This window comes from Microcoleus sp. PH2017_12_PCY_D_A, from assembly GCF_020738565.1.
Classification (GTDB): Bacteria; Cyanobacteriota; Cyanobacteriia; order Cyanobacteriales; family Microcoleaceae; genus Microcoleus.
Genome location: NZ_JAEQCI010000188.1, coordinates 1 through 13,553, shown reverse-complemented (window position 1 = coordinate 13,553; position 13,553 = coordinate 1). Strand labels below are relative to the sequence as shown.

Below are 13,553 nucleotides of genomic sequence, written 5' to 3'. Positions count from 1 at the left end.
GTCAAAGATAGACTACAACAAGAGTGCGCTCTCAGAGGATGGAGATTTGTAGAGCAAGACGAATCCTACACCTCAAAAGCTAGCTTCTTGGATCGAGACGTACTGCCAGTGAAAGTTGGTGAAAAACCCGACAATTGGCAACCGTCTGGTAAAAGAATTAAACGAGGTTTGTACCGTTCTGGTCAGAAATTAATTCTGAATGCAGATGTTAACGGTGCGGCAAACATCATTAGGAAATCAAAAGTAGCCATAGACTCAATAGTCTCGCTGTGTGGGTAGCGGGTTACTGACTAACCCTTTAAGAATTAAACTTTGGGGGGATTCATCTCCCAAAGTTTGTCCTTAAGAATCCCCGCGTCTTCAGACCGGGGAGTGTCAATTAATTCTGATGTCACCGAAAACACTTCAAATGGCCCTGCAAAGTCCAGTACCTCGACATCATCGAACATAAAAATAGCTACGTTCCTAGTTGGCATAAGACATACTTCTGATAGAGGTCAAAAATCTTACCGATTTGTTATTGTAGAAGTGGTATAATTTAAATTATTAAAGCTATGCCGAAAAATATTCGCCATCGCGCCCTAGAAATTGGTTTTTTGTGTCTTGTTTGCGCGCTAGCAATTACTATTTCGCCAATTTTTACGCCTGCTCAATTGACCAGTCAATTAGAGTTTCGGATTACTCAGTTAGAAAGTCAAATTGCTGAACTCCGGGGACAAATCTACAGTTTGCAGTCTCAAGGTTCTGGAGTTAATCGGCCTGTGTCTCCGAACCGCCCTGGTTCGGGCAGGACAAATCCTAGAATGCTTTCGGGAGACCCGATGTTTGACAATTTAGCAACTTTGGCAATTGAAACTAAGCAGGATGTACTCAAAATTCAAGAGCGGTTGTCTAAGTTAGAAGCGTCGAGAAATCCTTAGAGAAGTCATTAGTCATTAGTCATTAGTCATTAGTCAGCAGTCATCAGTCAGCAGTCAGCAGTCATCAGTCATCAGTCATCAGTCATTAGTTAGAAGGATGAAGGAAGAGGGAATAGGGAAGAAGTCAGCAGTCACAAGCAAGAAGGATGAAGTCATATTTTCCCCAACTCTCCCACAATCCCCATCAGACACTCTCCCACTCTCCCCCTCTCCCCCTCTCCCACTCTCCGACGTTGAGGTCGAGAACAGCAGGGTCTGCTAAAAGTCAAGTTGCAGAACTATTCAATGATATGGAAATAGTAGGCTGCCATCAGAAAATTGATGCCTAACAGCAACAGAAACCAGGCTGTGCGAAAAGTGTAAGGGAATTTGCCCGTTTTCATCACGGAGTCGGATTTTAATTGGTTCTTTGCTATCTCTGCCATAATTTTTGCTCCTAATTCACAAGTCACTGTATTCACAAATAGCAGAGAGCGTCGCACATGACACAATCCTTGAGTGTTATTTTTTGTAACTAGGAGTTTATACCGAGTTGAAATTAGATGAATTTCAATCGATCGCTCCGGCGTGGTAGGAACTGCGGACGAGAGGCCCCGATCGCACTCGCTCAAACCCCATCTGGCGGGCGATCGACCCGAAACGGTCAAATTCTGCCGGAGTCCAGTATTGGCGCACTGGGAGGTGTTCTAGAGATGGTCTCATGTATTGACCGAGGGTGAGCCGATCGCACTTGGCATCCCGCAAGTCGGCCATCGCTTCTACAATCTCGGCTTCCGTTTCGCCGTGTCCCAACATCAAACCGGATTTGGTGGGAATAGTTGGGTCAAATTCCTTGACAATGCGTAAAAGGTCGATCGAGCGATCGTACTTGGCCCCCCTCCGCACCGGCCCCTGCAACCGGCGCACCGTCTCAATATTGTGGTTGTAACAAGCCGGTTTTGCCTCAACCACCGTCCGAATCCGCTCGCGCTGCAACTGATCGAGCCCGGAATTATCCCCGGGGGCGGGCCCGCACCATCCACCGCCCCTACCGATGCCTCCCCAAAAATCTGGAGTCAGTACCTCAACCTCAGTATCGGGGTTTAAGTGGCGGATTTGGGCGATCGTCAGCGCGAACCAACCCGCACCTCCATCCGGCAAATCGTCCCTCGCCACCGAAGTCAGCACCGCATAGCGCAAACCCAACAATTGCACGGCCTCGGCCACCTTTTGCGGTTCCTGGGGATCGAGGGGCATCGGAGAATGACCTTTATCTACTTGACAAAAAGCACAAGCACGGGTGCAAGTCGGCCCCATCAACAAAAAAGTCGCCGTTTTTTGCGCGTAGCACTCGCCCCGGTTGGGACATCTGCCCTCCTCGCAAATAGTGTGAATTTGCCGCTGTTTGATAATTTTTTGCACTTGGGAAAGTTCGCTAGCTTTGCCAATGGGGCGCCTCAGCCAATCCGGCATTGCCTCGATTTCACCCCGCATTTGAGCGGCAGTTGCTTTGACAGTAGGAGTTTGAGGAGTTTGGGGCGACATAAAATCAAGTGGCGTCGAGTTAATATATTCGATCGTATCCGAAATCAAAGTCCCTGAACTTGTAGCAGTGTCACCCGAAATCAGAATCGGGCAGAGGTGCAGCAAAACTAAACTCGCCCAGAATTATGGGTAGAATTCTGTTAGGGATATACTGAAGGTTGCAAATCTTCACTCATTCATTACTGAAGGAGTCAGTCGTGGCTGGTCAAAAAATCTTGGTAATCGATGACAGTAAAGTCATCCGCGTCCGAGTCCGAGAGATGTTGCCTCAAGGTAACTTTGAAGTTCTAGAAGCAAAAGACGGCGAAGAGGGACTCAAACTGATCCGTCAAGCCCGACCGAATCTAATTATGTTAGATTTTCTACTGCCCAAAGTCAGCGGTTGGGAAGTGTATCAAAAAGTGCAAGCCCATCCCGAGCTTTCTAAGATACCTTTGGTGATCATGTCGGGGCGCGAAGAAGAGGTGATGGAGAAAATTCCGAAACCCTTCGAGAAGCATTTCTTTGCATTCATCGCTAAACCCTTTGAGAAGAAGCAGCTAACCGAGGCGATCAAATCGGCGATGGTACTGGCCAAAAAGAAACCTGTGCCAGAAGCCCCTGCCGCCGCTGCTGCTGCCCCCAGCTCCGGAGCGGGCGCTGCCGAAATTCAGGCGATGACTCAGAAAATGGCCAAAATGCAAGCGGAAATTGATGCACTCAAAAAACAAATGACTCAGGTGATTACGATCATCAAGCAGAAATTGAAATAATTCTGCTGTCTTTTGAAAGCACTTATGTAGCAGGCAAATTCCACACCGTGAAACTTTCTATTAAGTCTCAATGGATTGGCTTGTATCCGCATTTTTGGGCCAAGTTGGTTGAGCGCGTGCGATCGCCAACAGCCTGAAACGGGTTTCTCACTCATCACAGTGAGAAAATCAATTAAAAGTTAAAAATCAAATCAGGGAGGAAATTAATTATTAATCTTTATTAGGATTTTTAATTGCCGCTCGTGCCACGCTCAACTATCAACTCCTCAGTCTCATTTTTTTGGTTAATGACTAACGACTATTCCGATTTTTTGCCTCAACTGCGTGCCTCAACAGAGCAATTATTGAAAAGATTAGACTGCTTCGATCGAGCGCAGGTATTAGCGATCGGAGATTTGACCTTGGACGAGTTTGTTACCGGACAAGTAGAGCGAATTTCCCGCGAAGCACCTGTGTTGATTTTGCGCTACGAAAATACTCGGCAAGTACCCGGAGGAGGCGCAAATGCTGTCTACAATTTAGCCAAACTGGGAGGCAAAGTAAAAGTTGCTGGTTTGGTGGGAAAAGACGACCAGGGAAAGGCTTTGTGCGGTATTTTTGAGGCTGCGGGAATTGATACGGCTGGCATTTTAATCGATTCGCAGCGTCCAACCGTTACCAAAACTCGCATTTCCGGGCACGCGCGGCAGTCGGTGACTCAACAAATTGTCCGAGTCGATCGCAAATCGGACGAGTTGCCGGATTTAGACTTGCAGTTGCAATTAGCACACTACATCCGGCAGCAAATCCCGACAGTCGATGCGGTGGTTTGTTCCGACTACGGCGACGGAGTTTTGACTCGTTTGGCGATCGAATCGGCAGTGGTTCCCGGCAAAACAATTGTAGACGCTCAAACAAATTTGCAGCGATATTCTGGAGCAATGCTGTTTACTCCGAACTTACCGGAAGCCGAGCAAGCAGTCGGATATGCTATCAAAAACCCTGAAACTTTAATGCAAGCAGGACACGATTTGTTGAACTTAACTCAAGCTCAAAAAATCCTCATTACTCGCGGCGAAGAAGGGATGAGTTTGTTTGAAAGAGTGAAGGTTGAACAAATCAAAAATTCACCCCCTCCAACATCCACTTGTGAAAACGGGGAATTTGCCATTCAAAGCTGGGATATTCCCCCTTTCAACAAGACTGATGTCTTCGATGTAACCGGTGCTGGAGATACAGTCGTAGCAGCGATGACTTTAGCTTTGTGCGTCGGTGCATCCGGTTGGGAAGCAGCAGTTTTGGGCAATTTGGCCGCTAGCATTGTCGTGCGTCAATTCGGTACGGCGACGACGACAGCAGAGGAAATGAAAGAAGCTTTGAAAACGATGGTTTATGACTAATTATTGGTGATTGGTTATTTGTTATTTGTGATATCAATTACGGCTGCGCCGGAATGATATAGAGGACACGGCAGTGCCGTTTCCCTACGGTGATTAATTGTAGGGACATGGCAGTGCCATGTCCTGATTTTGGGTAATATTTACTTGTTCCCAGGCTCTGCCTGGTAACGCGGATCCGGAGGCTTTGCCTCCAACTTTGTTACTTGTTCCCAGGCTCTGCCTCCAACTTTCCCGATCGCTTTTCGAGGCAGACAGGACTTACGGATAACAGCCATATGTAGGGTGCGCAGTGCGCACCTTACCACTACCAATAGCGGAGTAGACCATTTTTTGCGTAAGTCCTGGCAGAGCAAGAGTGACATCGGTTCCCAGACAGAGCCTGGAAACGAGTTAAAATTCCCAAGGCCCAATAACTACTTACTCTTTTTCAAAATTTGTCCCTTGTCATCAATCGTCAAACCAGTATTCGGAAAATCGCTCTTTGTCAAACGGCGAATCAACCCCACACTTCTAAAATCGTCATCCACAGAAGGAATACCTTGGCTGCTAAGTTCGATCGGGATAATCTTACCAGAAACAAAATCCCCTTTTGGCGTCATTTTTACATCCAAAATCAGAGATTGACCCAGTGCTCCGGCTGTGGACAAAGTGCGATAACCCATAAAATTGCCCAGGGAATACGCAATCAATTTCCCTTTGTAAAGTTCCACAGCTCTGGTAACGTGGGGGCCGTGTCCCAAAATCAAATCTGCTCCCGCATCAATCATCGTGCGCGAAAACAACACCATATTTCCCCGGTTTTCTCCGTAAAAGAACTCATTTCTATTGTTGACATTCTGAGCTCCGGTTCCTTCAGCTCCAGCATGAACTGAGATGACTACAATATCAGCCTTTTGCTTTGCTTTTTTGACAACTTCTGTCCCCGCTTTCAGTTCCAGCAAGGAATTGTGAACTTCGCCGTAGTTGCTGAAACCGATAAAGGCAACATTGACGCCCTTGACATTTTGATAAACAATTTGATCTCTTTTGCCAACAGCCTTCATGCCGTTGCTGTCGATGTTTTTGATCGTGTCCTTAAATCCCTGCTCGTTAAAATCGTAGGAGTGATTGTTGGCAACATTCAAGATATCAAAACCAACATCTTTGAAGATTTTGGCATAACTCGGAGGCGTCCGAAAGGCAAACAGCATTCCTCCGCCGCCTCCTTTGGAACTGTAAGGATAATCGGTCATTGTGCTTTCAAAATTGCCAAACAGAATATCGGCTCCTTGCAGGTATGGTTTTACCGATTCAAATAAACGCTCCTTATTTTCCGGGAGTTTGTTGTAGGGGAAATTGGTGCCGGGAATCATGTCACCAACTGCTTTGATGCTGACAGTTGCGGGCAAATTGGCTGGTATTTTTGCTGCCTGGGATGGTGATTGCGATCCGGGTTTGGCGGCGGATGCTGACGTTGGGATAGATTCCTTGCGGGATGGCTTTGCCGCGCCTACTTTTTGTACCGCAGGCTTTGAGGTGACATTGTTAATCGTAGCGGTGTTTGAGGATTTATTGAATTGAGAACCGAGTACAAAGCCTGCTATCGGTACGAAAATCAGGCTGAGAGTACCGACTGACAGCCAAGATTTTTTAGTTTTACGCCTGGGCAAATCTGGCAGAGGTGATGGCTTTGGTTGGTGTTGGTTTGTGAATGTGGGAGTTGGGATTCTATCAGGCGGCGGTGATGGCTTTTTTTTGCGTTGGTTTGTGGGTTTGGGAGTTGGGATTCTATAGGATTTGCGGGGGGATTTTTCTGGTATTTGAATGGGTGGGGTTGTGATATTTTGAGGTGTTTCTACCTTGGGCAAAATTACAGGAATTGGGGCAGTGGGTACGGTGGCGACACCTACAGGAATTTTGACTGGGGCTACAGTTGCGGGTGCGGCTGCACTGACTGGTGCGGCTGCGGTTGCGGGTGTACAAGAGGAGCGTTGTTTTAATTCTACTGTCTGAGTCCAAGCGGGCAATTGCTCGCCTTCGCGCCTCCCGTAGACTGTTACTCCGTAAATGTTATTTGGTTGCAGCCGCTGCAATCCTTTGACTGCGACTCGGAGACAGGCTTCTTCTGCGGGCAATTTTTCTGCTTCCAGCAGCAGGTGCAGGGTTGCGTTTTCCAAGCTGCCTTTCGCCGTGACGCCGAAGGTTTGGAGTGCTTGGCCGATCAGAAATGCGATCGCCCTGGCATCGCCTTCTTTTGCTAAATTTAAGATATCTTGTTGGCTCACAAAAGTCTCTACTCTCACACGAGAAATTTAGCTCGATCTTATATCATTTGGCGAAACAGGATTAAATGCCGATCGACTTAACTTAGGTAAGTAGGTACAAATAAACATAGTGAAAACCTTCGGTTTAGCAGCCCGAAATACACTCAAAAACCAGATTTCTCGTTGCCGCTACAAATCCCCCTTGTCCGAGTACCCGTTAAGATGAATCCCCAGTAACGATGACTTACCCGTAAACCACCTTCAGAGAAACCTGCTCAACGCCCGATCGCGCGATCGACTGCATCCTTTCGCAAAATCTGTCCCAGCCGCGCCGCTTTTGCAACAAACTACCGGGTCAGGAGTGATGTGGAAAAAATACCCTTCAATGCCCCTTGAGGGAGACCAGTACGGGGTTGTGGGAATCTTGTAATCAAATCCCTGCGGAATAGGCCCTTTACCCCGTTCCCACTGATCGCCCGCTTGCTGCCAGCCGGTACAGCCAGAAGTCGCAACATAGTCGATCGGCGTTCCGTCAGGATAAATCAGCTTTAAATTTCCCCAAAGAAGCTCAGTTGCAGGTCTTAGCTGCATGGCAAATTCAAGTTTGTGCATAATTATTTGCTCGCTATTTGTAAAATGCGATCGCGCAGCGCATCAATCAAACAATCTGTTTCGCTGATTGTTTTAGCAAAGCCTTTGCACCCTTGTAGATAACCTTTATCCTCAGACAGCTTAACTAGCGCATCCACTAATTCCGTTAAAGTTGAATTGGGATTTGCCAGCAAAGCTTTGGCAGAAATTCTGGGCACCTTCAACGCTCCTTAAATCCAGAATTTCCAGTAATCCAGCTTTCAACATTGTCCAGCCTTTTTCCGTAAAACTTTACGGCCTCTTCTAATTTTGTTCTCTGTTGCGCTGCAACAATTGCTTCTTTTTGCATATCTTTTAACGCCTTCCAGATTAAGCCCATCAACCCAAGAATGCAACTCATTACTGCTAAATCAATTTGAAGAAAAGTCGAAGTTAAGTTCATGGCCTGTAGATTTCAATTGTTAACTGAATTTGCCTGTGCCATTTAGCAGGCTCAAACTTAATTCGATATTCTTGCGTAAGTTGAGGAAGTTGAATTAGTGTGGTTCTATTTAAAGGCACTTGCCAGCGAGACCCTTCAAAGTCATTCTGGGAATTACCATCATCCAATATTTGAGTTAAAGTCCCTCCCAGCCACCATCGGGGCCTAGCCACAAAAGAAGTGCTATAAGCCCTAATAGTGTGTTCCGCAAACCTTCCGGGAATCAAGATTCTGCCTATACCTTGCTCGAACCCGACCGCAGCAGAATGGGTTCCACTGTAAATAACTTGCCAATTAGATTGATTGTCAAGACTCATCTACCAGTCAACATAAAACTCTTCAACACCATCAAAGTCTTCTTCGTACCATTCAGATCCGTCTGGTGACGTGTAAAATTCGCCGTGCAGATTTTGTAGGTGTTGTTCGTACTCGCCGCCAAGCACGTAGTCTTTAACTTCGGCGCTGTTTGCCGGTCTCAATATTCCGCCCAGGGCTGCATCGGGCACGAACCCAAAACAGCCTTTTGCATCTGCTTGGTGTTTCCAGTCCGGCGGAATTTGGCTTAAAGTTGCACCAAATTCCGGGTCTCCGGGCAGGATTATTTGAACGCAATTCTCGGTGCTTTCGATTCTGCCCATCCTGCTGGTAAGTTAGCGATACTAGGGTCGTAAAAAGTAGAAAGAGTTTTTGTGGTTGTATCTGCACCTGTTCCCTGACCTAGCGTTACCGAGGCTTTTGGGGGTTTGGGAGCTTGAGCGCCAAAGCAAAGCTCGTCAAAATCTGAGGGAGTTGCCAGTTTAATTCCCAATTGGTCGATTACGGCTTGGGTCAGGTTGGTAATAGTTACTTTTGGCAACTGCCAAGCGTATTTGATCCCCCGAAACGTAACGTAAGCAGTTTGAATGAAAGAATTGGGCCGCAATGTGGGAGTGTGCAGCGGTGGCTTTGTCACCCTGGGCTTGCTCACCCTCCAGCCCCCAACCTGCAATTGCTTGATTAAAGCTGTGGAACAAAACGATGACGTAAACCGCCCTCCCGTTCCACCCGTTCGCCGGCTGGCCCTTCGAGGTTTGGGAAAACTGGATGCCAGAACTGTTCCCAGCGGCGGGCTGTTAATGTCTGTGATTTCAACTTGCCCTAAAGTTGTGCGAGCACCTGACGGAATGTTTGTAGAAAAAGCGTAGTTCACGCCCCCAACTTCGACACCTTCTTGAGTTGTCGCAATCTTGATAGGAACAAATACAAATGTTTTTGGATCGTACTTTGTTTGAGAACCCATACGGTTTTAGCCTTCTATGCTTTGTTAATTTTCTTCTCTGCTTTGTGAATTTTTTAGTTATGCGAGGTTGTTAGCGGCGATGTAGGACAGCACTTCCTCAAAATGACTTGCGTCGTAGTCCTTGGGATAGTTGTTATCCCAGCTTTGATGGATTTTGCCGTCGCAAATTGCGTAGGTAATTGCGGAAGTAACGCCAAAATAAGCGTTGTACTCGTGACCCATCGGACTAGCGTCTAACAAAGGGATGTAGGGGAAATTAAGCTCAGCTTCCTTTACCAATTCCAGCATCATACCCCTCTCGTCTGCCCCCGCCGCTACGAGCGAAACATTGGCATTTTTGTATTTTGTCGCAAACCCCTTCATCATCTCCAGCAATTTCATCGTTGGCTGTCGGTGAATTTCTTCTCTCGCTTCGGTAAGAAAAATTAGTACCAAGCACTTGCCGTCAAAATCCTTAATTGAAATCTCGTTGCCGTTTTGATCGCGTGCCGGCACCGGCGTATTCCAATTTCCCTCGCAAGTCAAAAACTCGGGAGCTACAGCTCCAATTTCCAGCGGTACGGGCATACAACCAAATCTCTCGCTAACTGCTTATGCCCCTTAACCTAAATCCTTTTTCTTGAGTCTGTCAAGCGCCTGTAACCGCTGCTGTAGGGTTGTTTTAGCTTTTACACTTTAAACACACCCCTAGGGTTGTACCTTAGTACGATCGTTAGCGATCAGACCTGTTAAATTTTGTTAAGCCTATGAATATCATTTTGTACCCATTGCTCGGAACACCCAGCAAGAGAGCTCTGCTCAAGGAAACAGGCAAGTGGGGGCGGCCGTACAAGTACCGCCCCAGAGGGAATCTGTTAGTGAGGCTCTCAAAGGAAACAGGAATGTCAGTTGAGGACGTAAAAAAGCAATTATCTCGGGAGCGTCGGTATTTCTTAAAAAGCAAGTAGCACTATCCCAAAGGCTCAATACCTACGGGTTCTTCCTCGGGCCATAAATCAAACTCAATTCGCTGTTCGTCCCAGCGGTTGTCCGCTAAGTCCATCCGACCTTCTGAATCAGCCGATCGCTTGCGCCAAACCAGCACGGCCTTGCTCGGGTAAACAATGTAAGGTAAAACTCGCCGTGCGGCAGACGGGTTTACATATGATGAGCCGCGAGCAGCCCTCGGCAAAAGTTTCGCCGTAGAAAGTTTCAGCAGTTCTTCAATTTTTTGCATCCCTTCGTTTTCTGTCGCAGCGTAAACCTGCATTTGTCTGCCATTGTTTAATGGCGCGTTAACCAGCGTATCTCCAGCCGTAAACTTTTTAGCAGCTAGCTTGATTTTCTCCCAAGTCAACCCCCGCTCCACATCTGGGATAGTAATTTGTTTCTTGCGAGCTCGTTTTCCTGTTGGCAGGAGCCACGGCGGCTGTTCCTTTTCTCTAAATTCAACAATCAAATAGCGCTGCTGAAACTGCGGGCGCACGTAGTCATCAACAGAATTTCCATTGATGAGAACCCCGACATCCCGATTTCCGAGCATCTGGTGAGTTGCCATAACCTGAACCACCGCCGGCCGCAAAACAGCTTCTGGCCCTGACAAAACAATTCGTTCGTCAGGCACAGAGCGATCGGGCGTAATTTCCACAGTGCGATCGCTCCCGAGCACAGCATTGTTGGTCATCGCCTGCTGCGCCAAATAGGCGTCAATGCCTCCAGCCACAGCAAATCCGGCTTCAATGCAAGCTTCCGAACCTTCCTCGAAAGCCTCCTCAGCAAAATTTTTCCAGAATTTATCAGGAATAGATTCGATTTTTTTCTCGACCGCTTTTGCCATAGTCCAAGATTCACCCTGGCCCCAATTATCAATTGTTTTGCTTCCGAGAACTCCCCGCAGGGCATTACCAAATGGATTATTTGGGTCTTTTAATGCTCTGCGAATATCTTTGTAAAGCCACAAAAAAGCAGCCTGAGTTCCTAGTCTAAAAGCAGCGTTAATTACAGCGCTAGCAGCGTCTAACATTTCGTCAAGCGCTTGCTCGCCAACTTGCTTCAACAAGTAAGTTCCGAGAGATTGATTAAAACTAAAAACCGTGGCAGCCGGAACAAGCCCGCATCCAATCCATCCAATTGCCCGGCCCACGCTCCCACCTAATATCCCCCCAAAAGACTGCCACAAACCCTCTATTTGTTTGTCAATTGCCGTATCGCTAATATTCCCGTCGAAATTATAAATAAACTGCACGCCGCTTACAATCCAGCTCCACAACTTTGTGAAACTAAAAGAAATTAAACTGATCGCCCCTGAAATTAGGAAGTTCCCAAAGCGGAGGGCCCCATCAAAGATAGTCTCAAAAAATCCTTTATTACTACTTGCAGAATTTGTCGCACTGCTAGACCACGATCTAATAATTGCTCCGCCAGTTGAGGATTCGCGAAATTTTCTTGAGCCAAGTTCTCGCAAAATCATTCCTATTTTTGGAATGGGTGCGGGTGTTGTCATTATTTTTTTCCTCCCGCTTGAGCAATGTTGTCGCCGATTTGCCTGATTCGAGGTCTGCGATCGCGAGTTTTGCCGTAGGGATTTTGTAAATCCGTAATTCCAGTTGAATTAGTAAACCCGTCCTCAACCTCGTCAAGAAAGTCTTCCCAGTCCTTGGTCGAATCGAACTTGCCCTCAGCTTCGCCTTTGGTAGAGGGATTACCTATTTTGTTTGCCAAGTCTACGCTACCTTTTAGCAGGTCGAGGAGTTGACTCTTAGTATCCCTTTTAGTATCTATTCTTTGCCAGTGTACGGCTCGAATAATAGCTGCTGCTTGCAGCAAGTCGGCAAAGATGTCGCGAAGTGTTTCTTTTTCCTCATAGTCAATACCGACAACGTGACCCTCAGATTCTTCAACTAATTTGTCTATAGAATCAGCCCCAGGAGTGTAAGTCAAAGGATGTGGAAAATCTTTTTCAACTGTTTTAATAGCAAGGTATTTTATAATTGCTTTTGAGGCTAAATAGCCTTTCATAGCTTCCTGCCTACCAATCCCAGATTCAGCAAGAGTCTTAACTTGCAGGGCAACCAAGGCTTCAACGTTAGTAAGGATGCTCAAAATTTGACCTTCTAACTCAGCAATGGACTCGGCTAAATTGGGGAATCTTATTAGTTTGCTTTGGTCGCCCTTTTTAGTGATGTCGGTGTCTTTGATATTAATCGCGACTTCCCATTGACCCCAGCGTTCGTCGTCGCGCTTGAACATCCAAGTGAGTAAATCAACAAAATCTGCAATAGGTTCTTGAGCAGGTTCACTAGGCTGTTCACCTTTTTTTGTAACTTCCTGGATAATTGTAACTGGGAGTTCACCGGGAAACTTAGAAATCCCCAAGCCTTTGTGAATTTGTCTGAGTAATTTAATTGAGTCGCTGCAACATTGATCCATTTCTTTTCTAGGTGGTGGATTGGGTGGAAGAGAAGGCGTAAATTGTTGCTTCCCAACTGGGAATATATGAGAAACGATAAAACGATGCTTAAAAAAAGTAGTTGAGCCGTTTGTAGAAGTTCCAGTAATAATATTTTTGTCTTGTTCAGAAGGCTGGCTTTTGATTTCTTCAAGGAAAGATTTGCAATTTGTCCGACTTCCAAAAACTATGTAATAGGATGAGTAAGGCACACTTACGGCACCGCACGAGCTGTTAGGCGCAGAATTGCCGTTAACGGAACACGTTACAGAGGGAGGGGGGACAAATTCAAGTAATGGACTGGTCCATACCGAATATCGCGGCCAAGCCAAAAGAGTTTTATTTTTCAACTCATATAAACCCTCGACCCTAGTGACATAAGAAGCAGTCGGAATTGTGTAATGTGTATAAGCCCGAAAGCCCTTAAGTCTTGCGGTGGCATTGAAAGGAATACGAAACTGTGTATCCCTTGGGTCTGGAATGTTCTCAGGAGCATCAATTGCAAACTTCCAAGACATAATATTTTGGTCGCTCCAATGAGAAGCGGAAAAAAATCCAGAACCAGGGAACTGCTGTTCATAATAAGATTCTGCTTGGTATCCTGCTACAACATAAACAAAGTCTGTCCCGCCTTCTAATTTAATTCCCTCTTCTCGATCGGGGGTTGGTGTTGGTGTTGGTGTTGGTGTTGGTGTTGGTAGTTCTTCCTTATCAGGAAACTCAAAACCTAACTCGATGCTAATTGGAGAAAACGGAATTTGCAGCGATATTCCGACACCTACACCTTCAGAAGATTTAGAAATATTAATTCCAACTCCAGCTACCTCACCGCCAATACTGCCTCCCTCAATTTTTCCGGTACTCGTATTAATCGTGACTCCCCCGCTAACGCCTAAAATTCCACCCGGAATTTCTGCACCAGCACCGATAGAAATTGAGCTTTTTGAAGGATCTTCG

General features: G+C 46.5%; 16 protein-coding genes and 1 pseudogene. 4 read left to right on the top strand and 13 right to left on the bottom strand.

The annotated features are described in order from the left end of the window. Positions 1-346: pseudogene (locus tag JGK39_RS31790) on the top strand (RNA-guided endonuclease TnpB family protein); the annotation flags it as partial. Here JGK39_RS31790 and JGK39_RS31785 read toward each other — a convergent pair. Beyond that, the gene (locus tag JGK39_RS31785; protein ID WP_293261915.1) at positions 306-476 is read right to left on the bottom strand and encodes a hypothetical protein; all 171 of its coding nucleotides are present in this window, start codon (positions 474-476) and stop codon (positions 306-308) included. The pseudogene JGK39_RS31790 and the gene JGK39_RS31785 overlap by 41 nt on opposite strands. Before the next feature lie 78 nt (positions 477-554). On the opposite strand from JGK39_RS31785, the gene JGK39_RS31780 reads away from it, so the two are divergent. Then, a complete protein-coding gene (locus tag JGK39_RS31780) occupies positions 555-920 on the top strand; it encodes a hypothetical protein (RefSeq protein WP_293261907.1) in 366 nt (121 codons plus the stop codon). Between the two features lie 278 nt (positions 921-1,198). Here JGK39_RS31780 and JGK39_RS31775 read toward each other — a convergent pair whose 3' ends face one another. Together JGK39_RS31775 and JGK39_RS31770 are read right to left on the bottom strand one after the other, a co-directional pair. After that, positions 1,199-1,345 carry a photosystem I protein PsaX gene (locus tag JGK39_RS31775; protein WP_293261904.1) on the bottom strand — a complete coding sequence of 49 codons (147 nt, stop codon included), beginning with the start codon at positions 1,343-1,345 and terminating at the stop codon, positions 1,199-1,201. 124 nt (positions 1,346-1,469) lie between these two features. Further along, positions 1,470-2,444, bottom strand: a complete 975-nt coding sequence (locus JGK39_RS31770; protein ID WP_293261912.1) for a lipoyl synthase — start codon at positions 2,442-2,444, stop codon at positions 1,470-1,472. A gap of 197 nt (positions 2,445-2,641) precedes the next feature. On the opposite strand from JGK39_RS31770, the gene JGK39_RS31765 reads away from it, so the two are divergent. After that, positions 2,642-3,196, top strand: a complete 555-nt coding sequence (locus tag JGK39_RS31765; protein ID WP_293261901.1) for a response regulator — start codon at positions 2,642-2,644, stop codon at positions 3,194-3,196. 287 nt (positions 3,197-3,483) lie between these two features. Continuing rightward, positions 3,484-4,575 carry a PfkB family carbohydrate kinase gene (locus tag JGK39_RS31760; protein ID WP_293261898.1) on the top strand — a complete coding sequence of 364 codons (1,092 nt, stop codon included), beginning with the start codon at positions 3,484-3,486 and terminating at the stop codon, positions 4,573-4,575. Between the two features lie 413 nt (positions 4,576-4,988). On the opposite strand, the gene JGK39_RS31755 is transcribed toward JGK39_RS31760, so the two are convergent. The 10 genes from JGK39_RS31755 to JGK39_RS31710 all read right to left on the bottom strand — a co-directional run. Then, on the bottom strand, positions 4,989-6,839 hold the full coding sequence (locus JGK39_RS31755; RefSeq protein ID WP_293261895.1) for a CapA family protein: 1,851 nt from the start codon (positions 6,837-6,839) through the stop codon (positions 4,989-4,991). 240 nt (positions 6,840-7,079) lie between these two features. After that, positions 7,080-7,430, bottom strand: a complete 351-nt coding sequence (locus JGK39_RS31750) for a hypothetical protein (RefSeq protein ID WP_293322604.1) — start codon at positions 7,428-7,430, stop codon at positions 7,080-7,082. Between the two features lie 2 nt (positions 7,431-7,432). Continuing rightward, entirely contained in the window at positions 7,433-7,627 is a 195-nt protein-coding gene (locus JGK39_RS31745) for a hypothetical protein (protein WP_293258604.1), read from the bottom strand. Positions 7,628-7,629: 2 nt separating this feature from the next. Further along, positions 7,630-7,851 (bottom strand): hypothetical protein, encoded by a 222-nt coding sequence (locus JGK39_RS31740; protein WP_293298745.1) that lies wholly within the window; start codon positions 7,849-7,851, stop codon positions 7,630-7,632. Beyond that, positions 7,848-8,207 carry a hypothetical protein gene (locus JGK39_RS31735; RefSeq protein ID WP_293258608.1) on the bottom strand — a complete coding sequence of 120 codons (360 nt, stop codon included), beginning with the start codon at positions 8,205-8,207 and terminating at the stop codon, positions 7,848-7,850. Before JGK39_RS31735 ends, JGK39_RS31740 begins: the two co-directional genes overlap by 4 nt. Continuing rightward, positions 8,208-8,528, bottom strand: a complete 321-nt coding sequence (locus JGK39_RS31730) for a hypothetical protein (RefSeq protein WP_293258610.1) — start codon at positions 8,526-8,528, stop codon at positions 8,208-8,210. Beyond that, a complete protein-coding gene (locus JGK39_RS31725) occupies positions 8,489-9,169 on the bottom strand; it encodes a hypothetical protein (RefSeq protein WP_293258612.1) in 681 nt (226 codons plus the stop codon). The genes JGK39_RS31730 and JGK39_RS31725 overlap by 40 nt, the downstream gene beginning before the upstream one ends. A gap of 57 nt (positions 9,170-9,226) precedes the next feature. Further along, positions 9,227-9,736 (bottom strand): redoxin domain-containing protein, encoded by a 510-nt coding sequence (locus tag JGK39_RS31720; RefSeq protein ID WP_293258614.1) that lies wholly within the window; start codon positions 9,734-9,736, stop codon positions 9,227-9,229. A 382-nt stretch (positions 9,737-10,118) separates the two neighbouring features. Further along, positions 10,119-11,651 (bottom strand): hypothetical protein, encoded by a 1,533-nt coding sequence (locus JGK39_RS31715; RefSeq protein WP_293258616.1) that lies wholly within the window; start codon positions 11,649-11,651, stop codon positions 10,119-10,121. Continuing rightward, positions 11,651-13,553: hypothetical protein (locus JGK39_RS31710; RefSeq protein ID WP_293298742.1), on the bottom strand; the 1,903-nt coding region annotated here is incomplete at its 5' end. The genes JGK39_RS31715 and JGK39_RS31710, both read right to left, overlap by 1 nt.

Bases quoted from the DNA above. Each gene is read 5' to 3' on its own strand.
- JGK39_RS31760 (WP_293261898.1), top strand. From the start codon at position 3,484: ATGACTAACGACTATTCCGATTTTTTGCCTCAACTGCGTGCCTCAACA.
- JGK39_RS31770 (WP_293261912.1), bottom strand. From the start codon at position 2,444: ATGTCGCCCCAAACTCCTCAAACTCCTACTGTCAAAGCAACTGCCGCT.
- JGK39_RS31715 (WP_293258616.1), bottom strand. From the start codon at position 11,651: ATGACAACACCCGCACCCATTCCAAAAATAGGAATGATTTTGCGAGAA.
- JGK39_RS31750 (WP_293322604.1), bottom strand. From the start codon at position 7,430: ATGCACAAACTTGAATTTGCCATGCAGCTAAGACCTGCAACTGAGCTT.
- JGK39_RS31740 (WP_293298745.1), bottom strand. From the start codon at position 7,851: ATGAACTTAACTTCGACTTTTCTTCAAATTGATTTAGCAGTAATGAGT.
- JGK39_RS31775 (WP_293261904.1), bottom strand. From the start codon at position 1,345: ATGGCAGAGATAGCAAAGAACCAATTAAAATCCGACTCCGTGATGAAA.
- JGK39_RS31725 (WP_293258612.1), bottom strand. From the start codon at position 9,169: ATGGGTTCTCAAACAAAGTACGATCCAAAAACATTTGTATTTGTTCCT.
- JGK39_RS31730 (WP_293258610.1), bottom strand. From the start codon at position 8,528: ATGGGCAGAATCGAAAGCACCGAGAATTGCGTTCAAATAATCCTGCCC.
- JGK39_RS31780 (WP_293261907.1), top strand. From the start codon at position 555: ATGCCGAAAAATATTCGCCATCGCGCCCTAGAAATTGGTTTTTTGTGT.
- JGK39_RS31735 (WP_293258608.1), bottom strand. From the start codon at position 8,207: ATGAGTCTTGACAATCAATCTAATTGGCAAGTTATTTACAGTGGAACC.
- JGK39_RS31720 (WP_293258614.1), bottom strand. From the start codon at position 9,736: ATGCCCGTACCGCTGGAAATTGGAGCTGTAGCTCCCGAGTTTTTGACT.
- JGK39_RS31785 (WP_293261915.1), bottom strand. From the start codon at position 476: ATGCCAACTAGGAACGTAGCTATTTTTATGTTCGATGATGTCGAGGTA.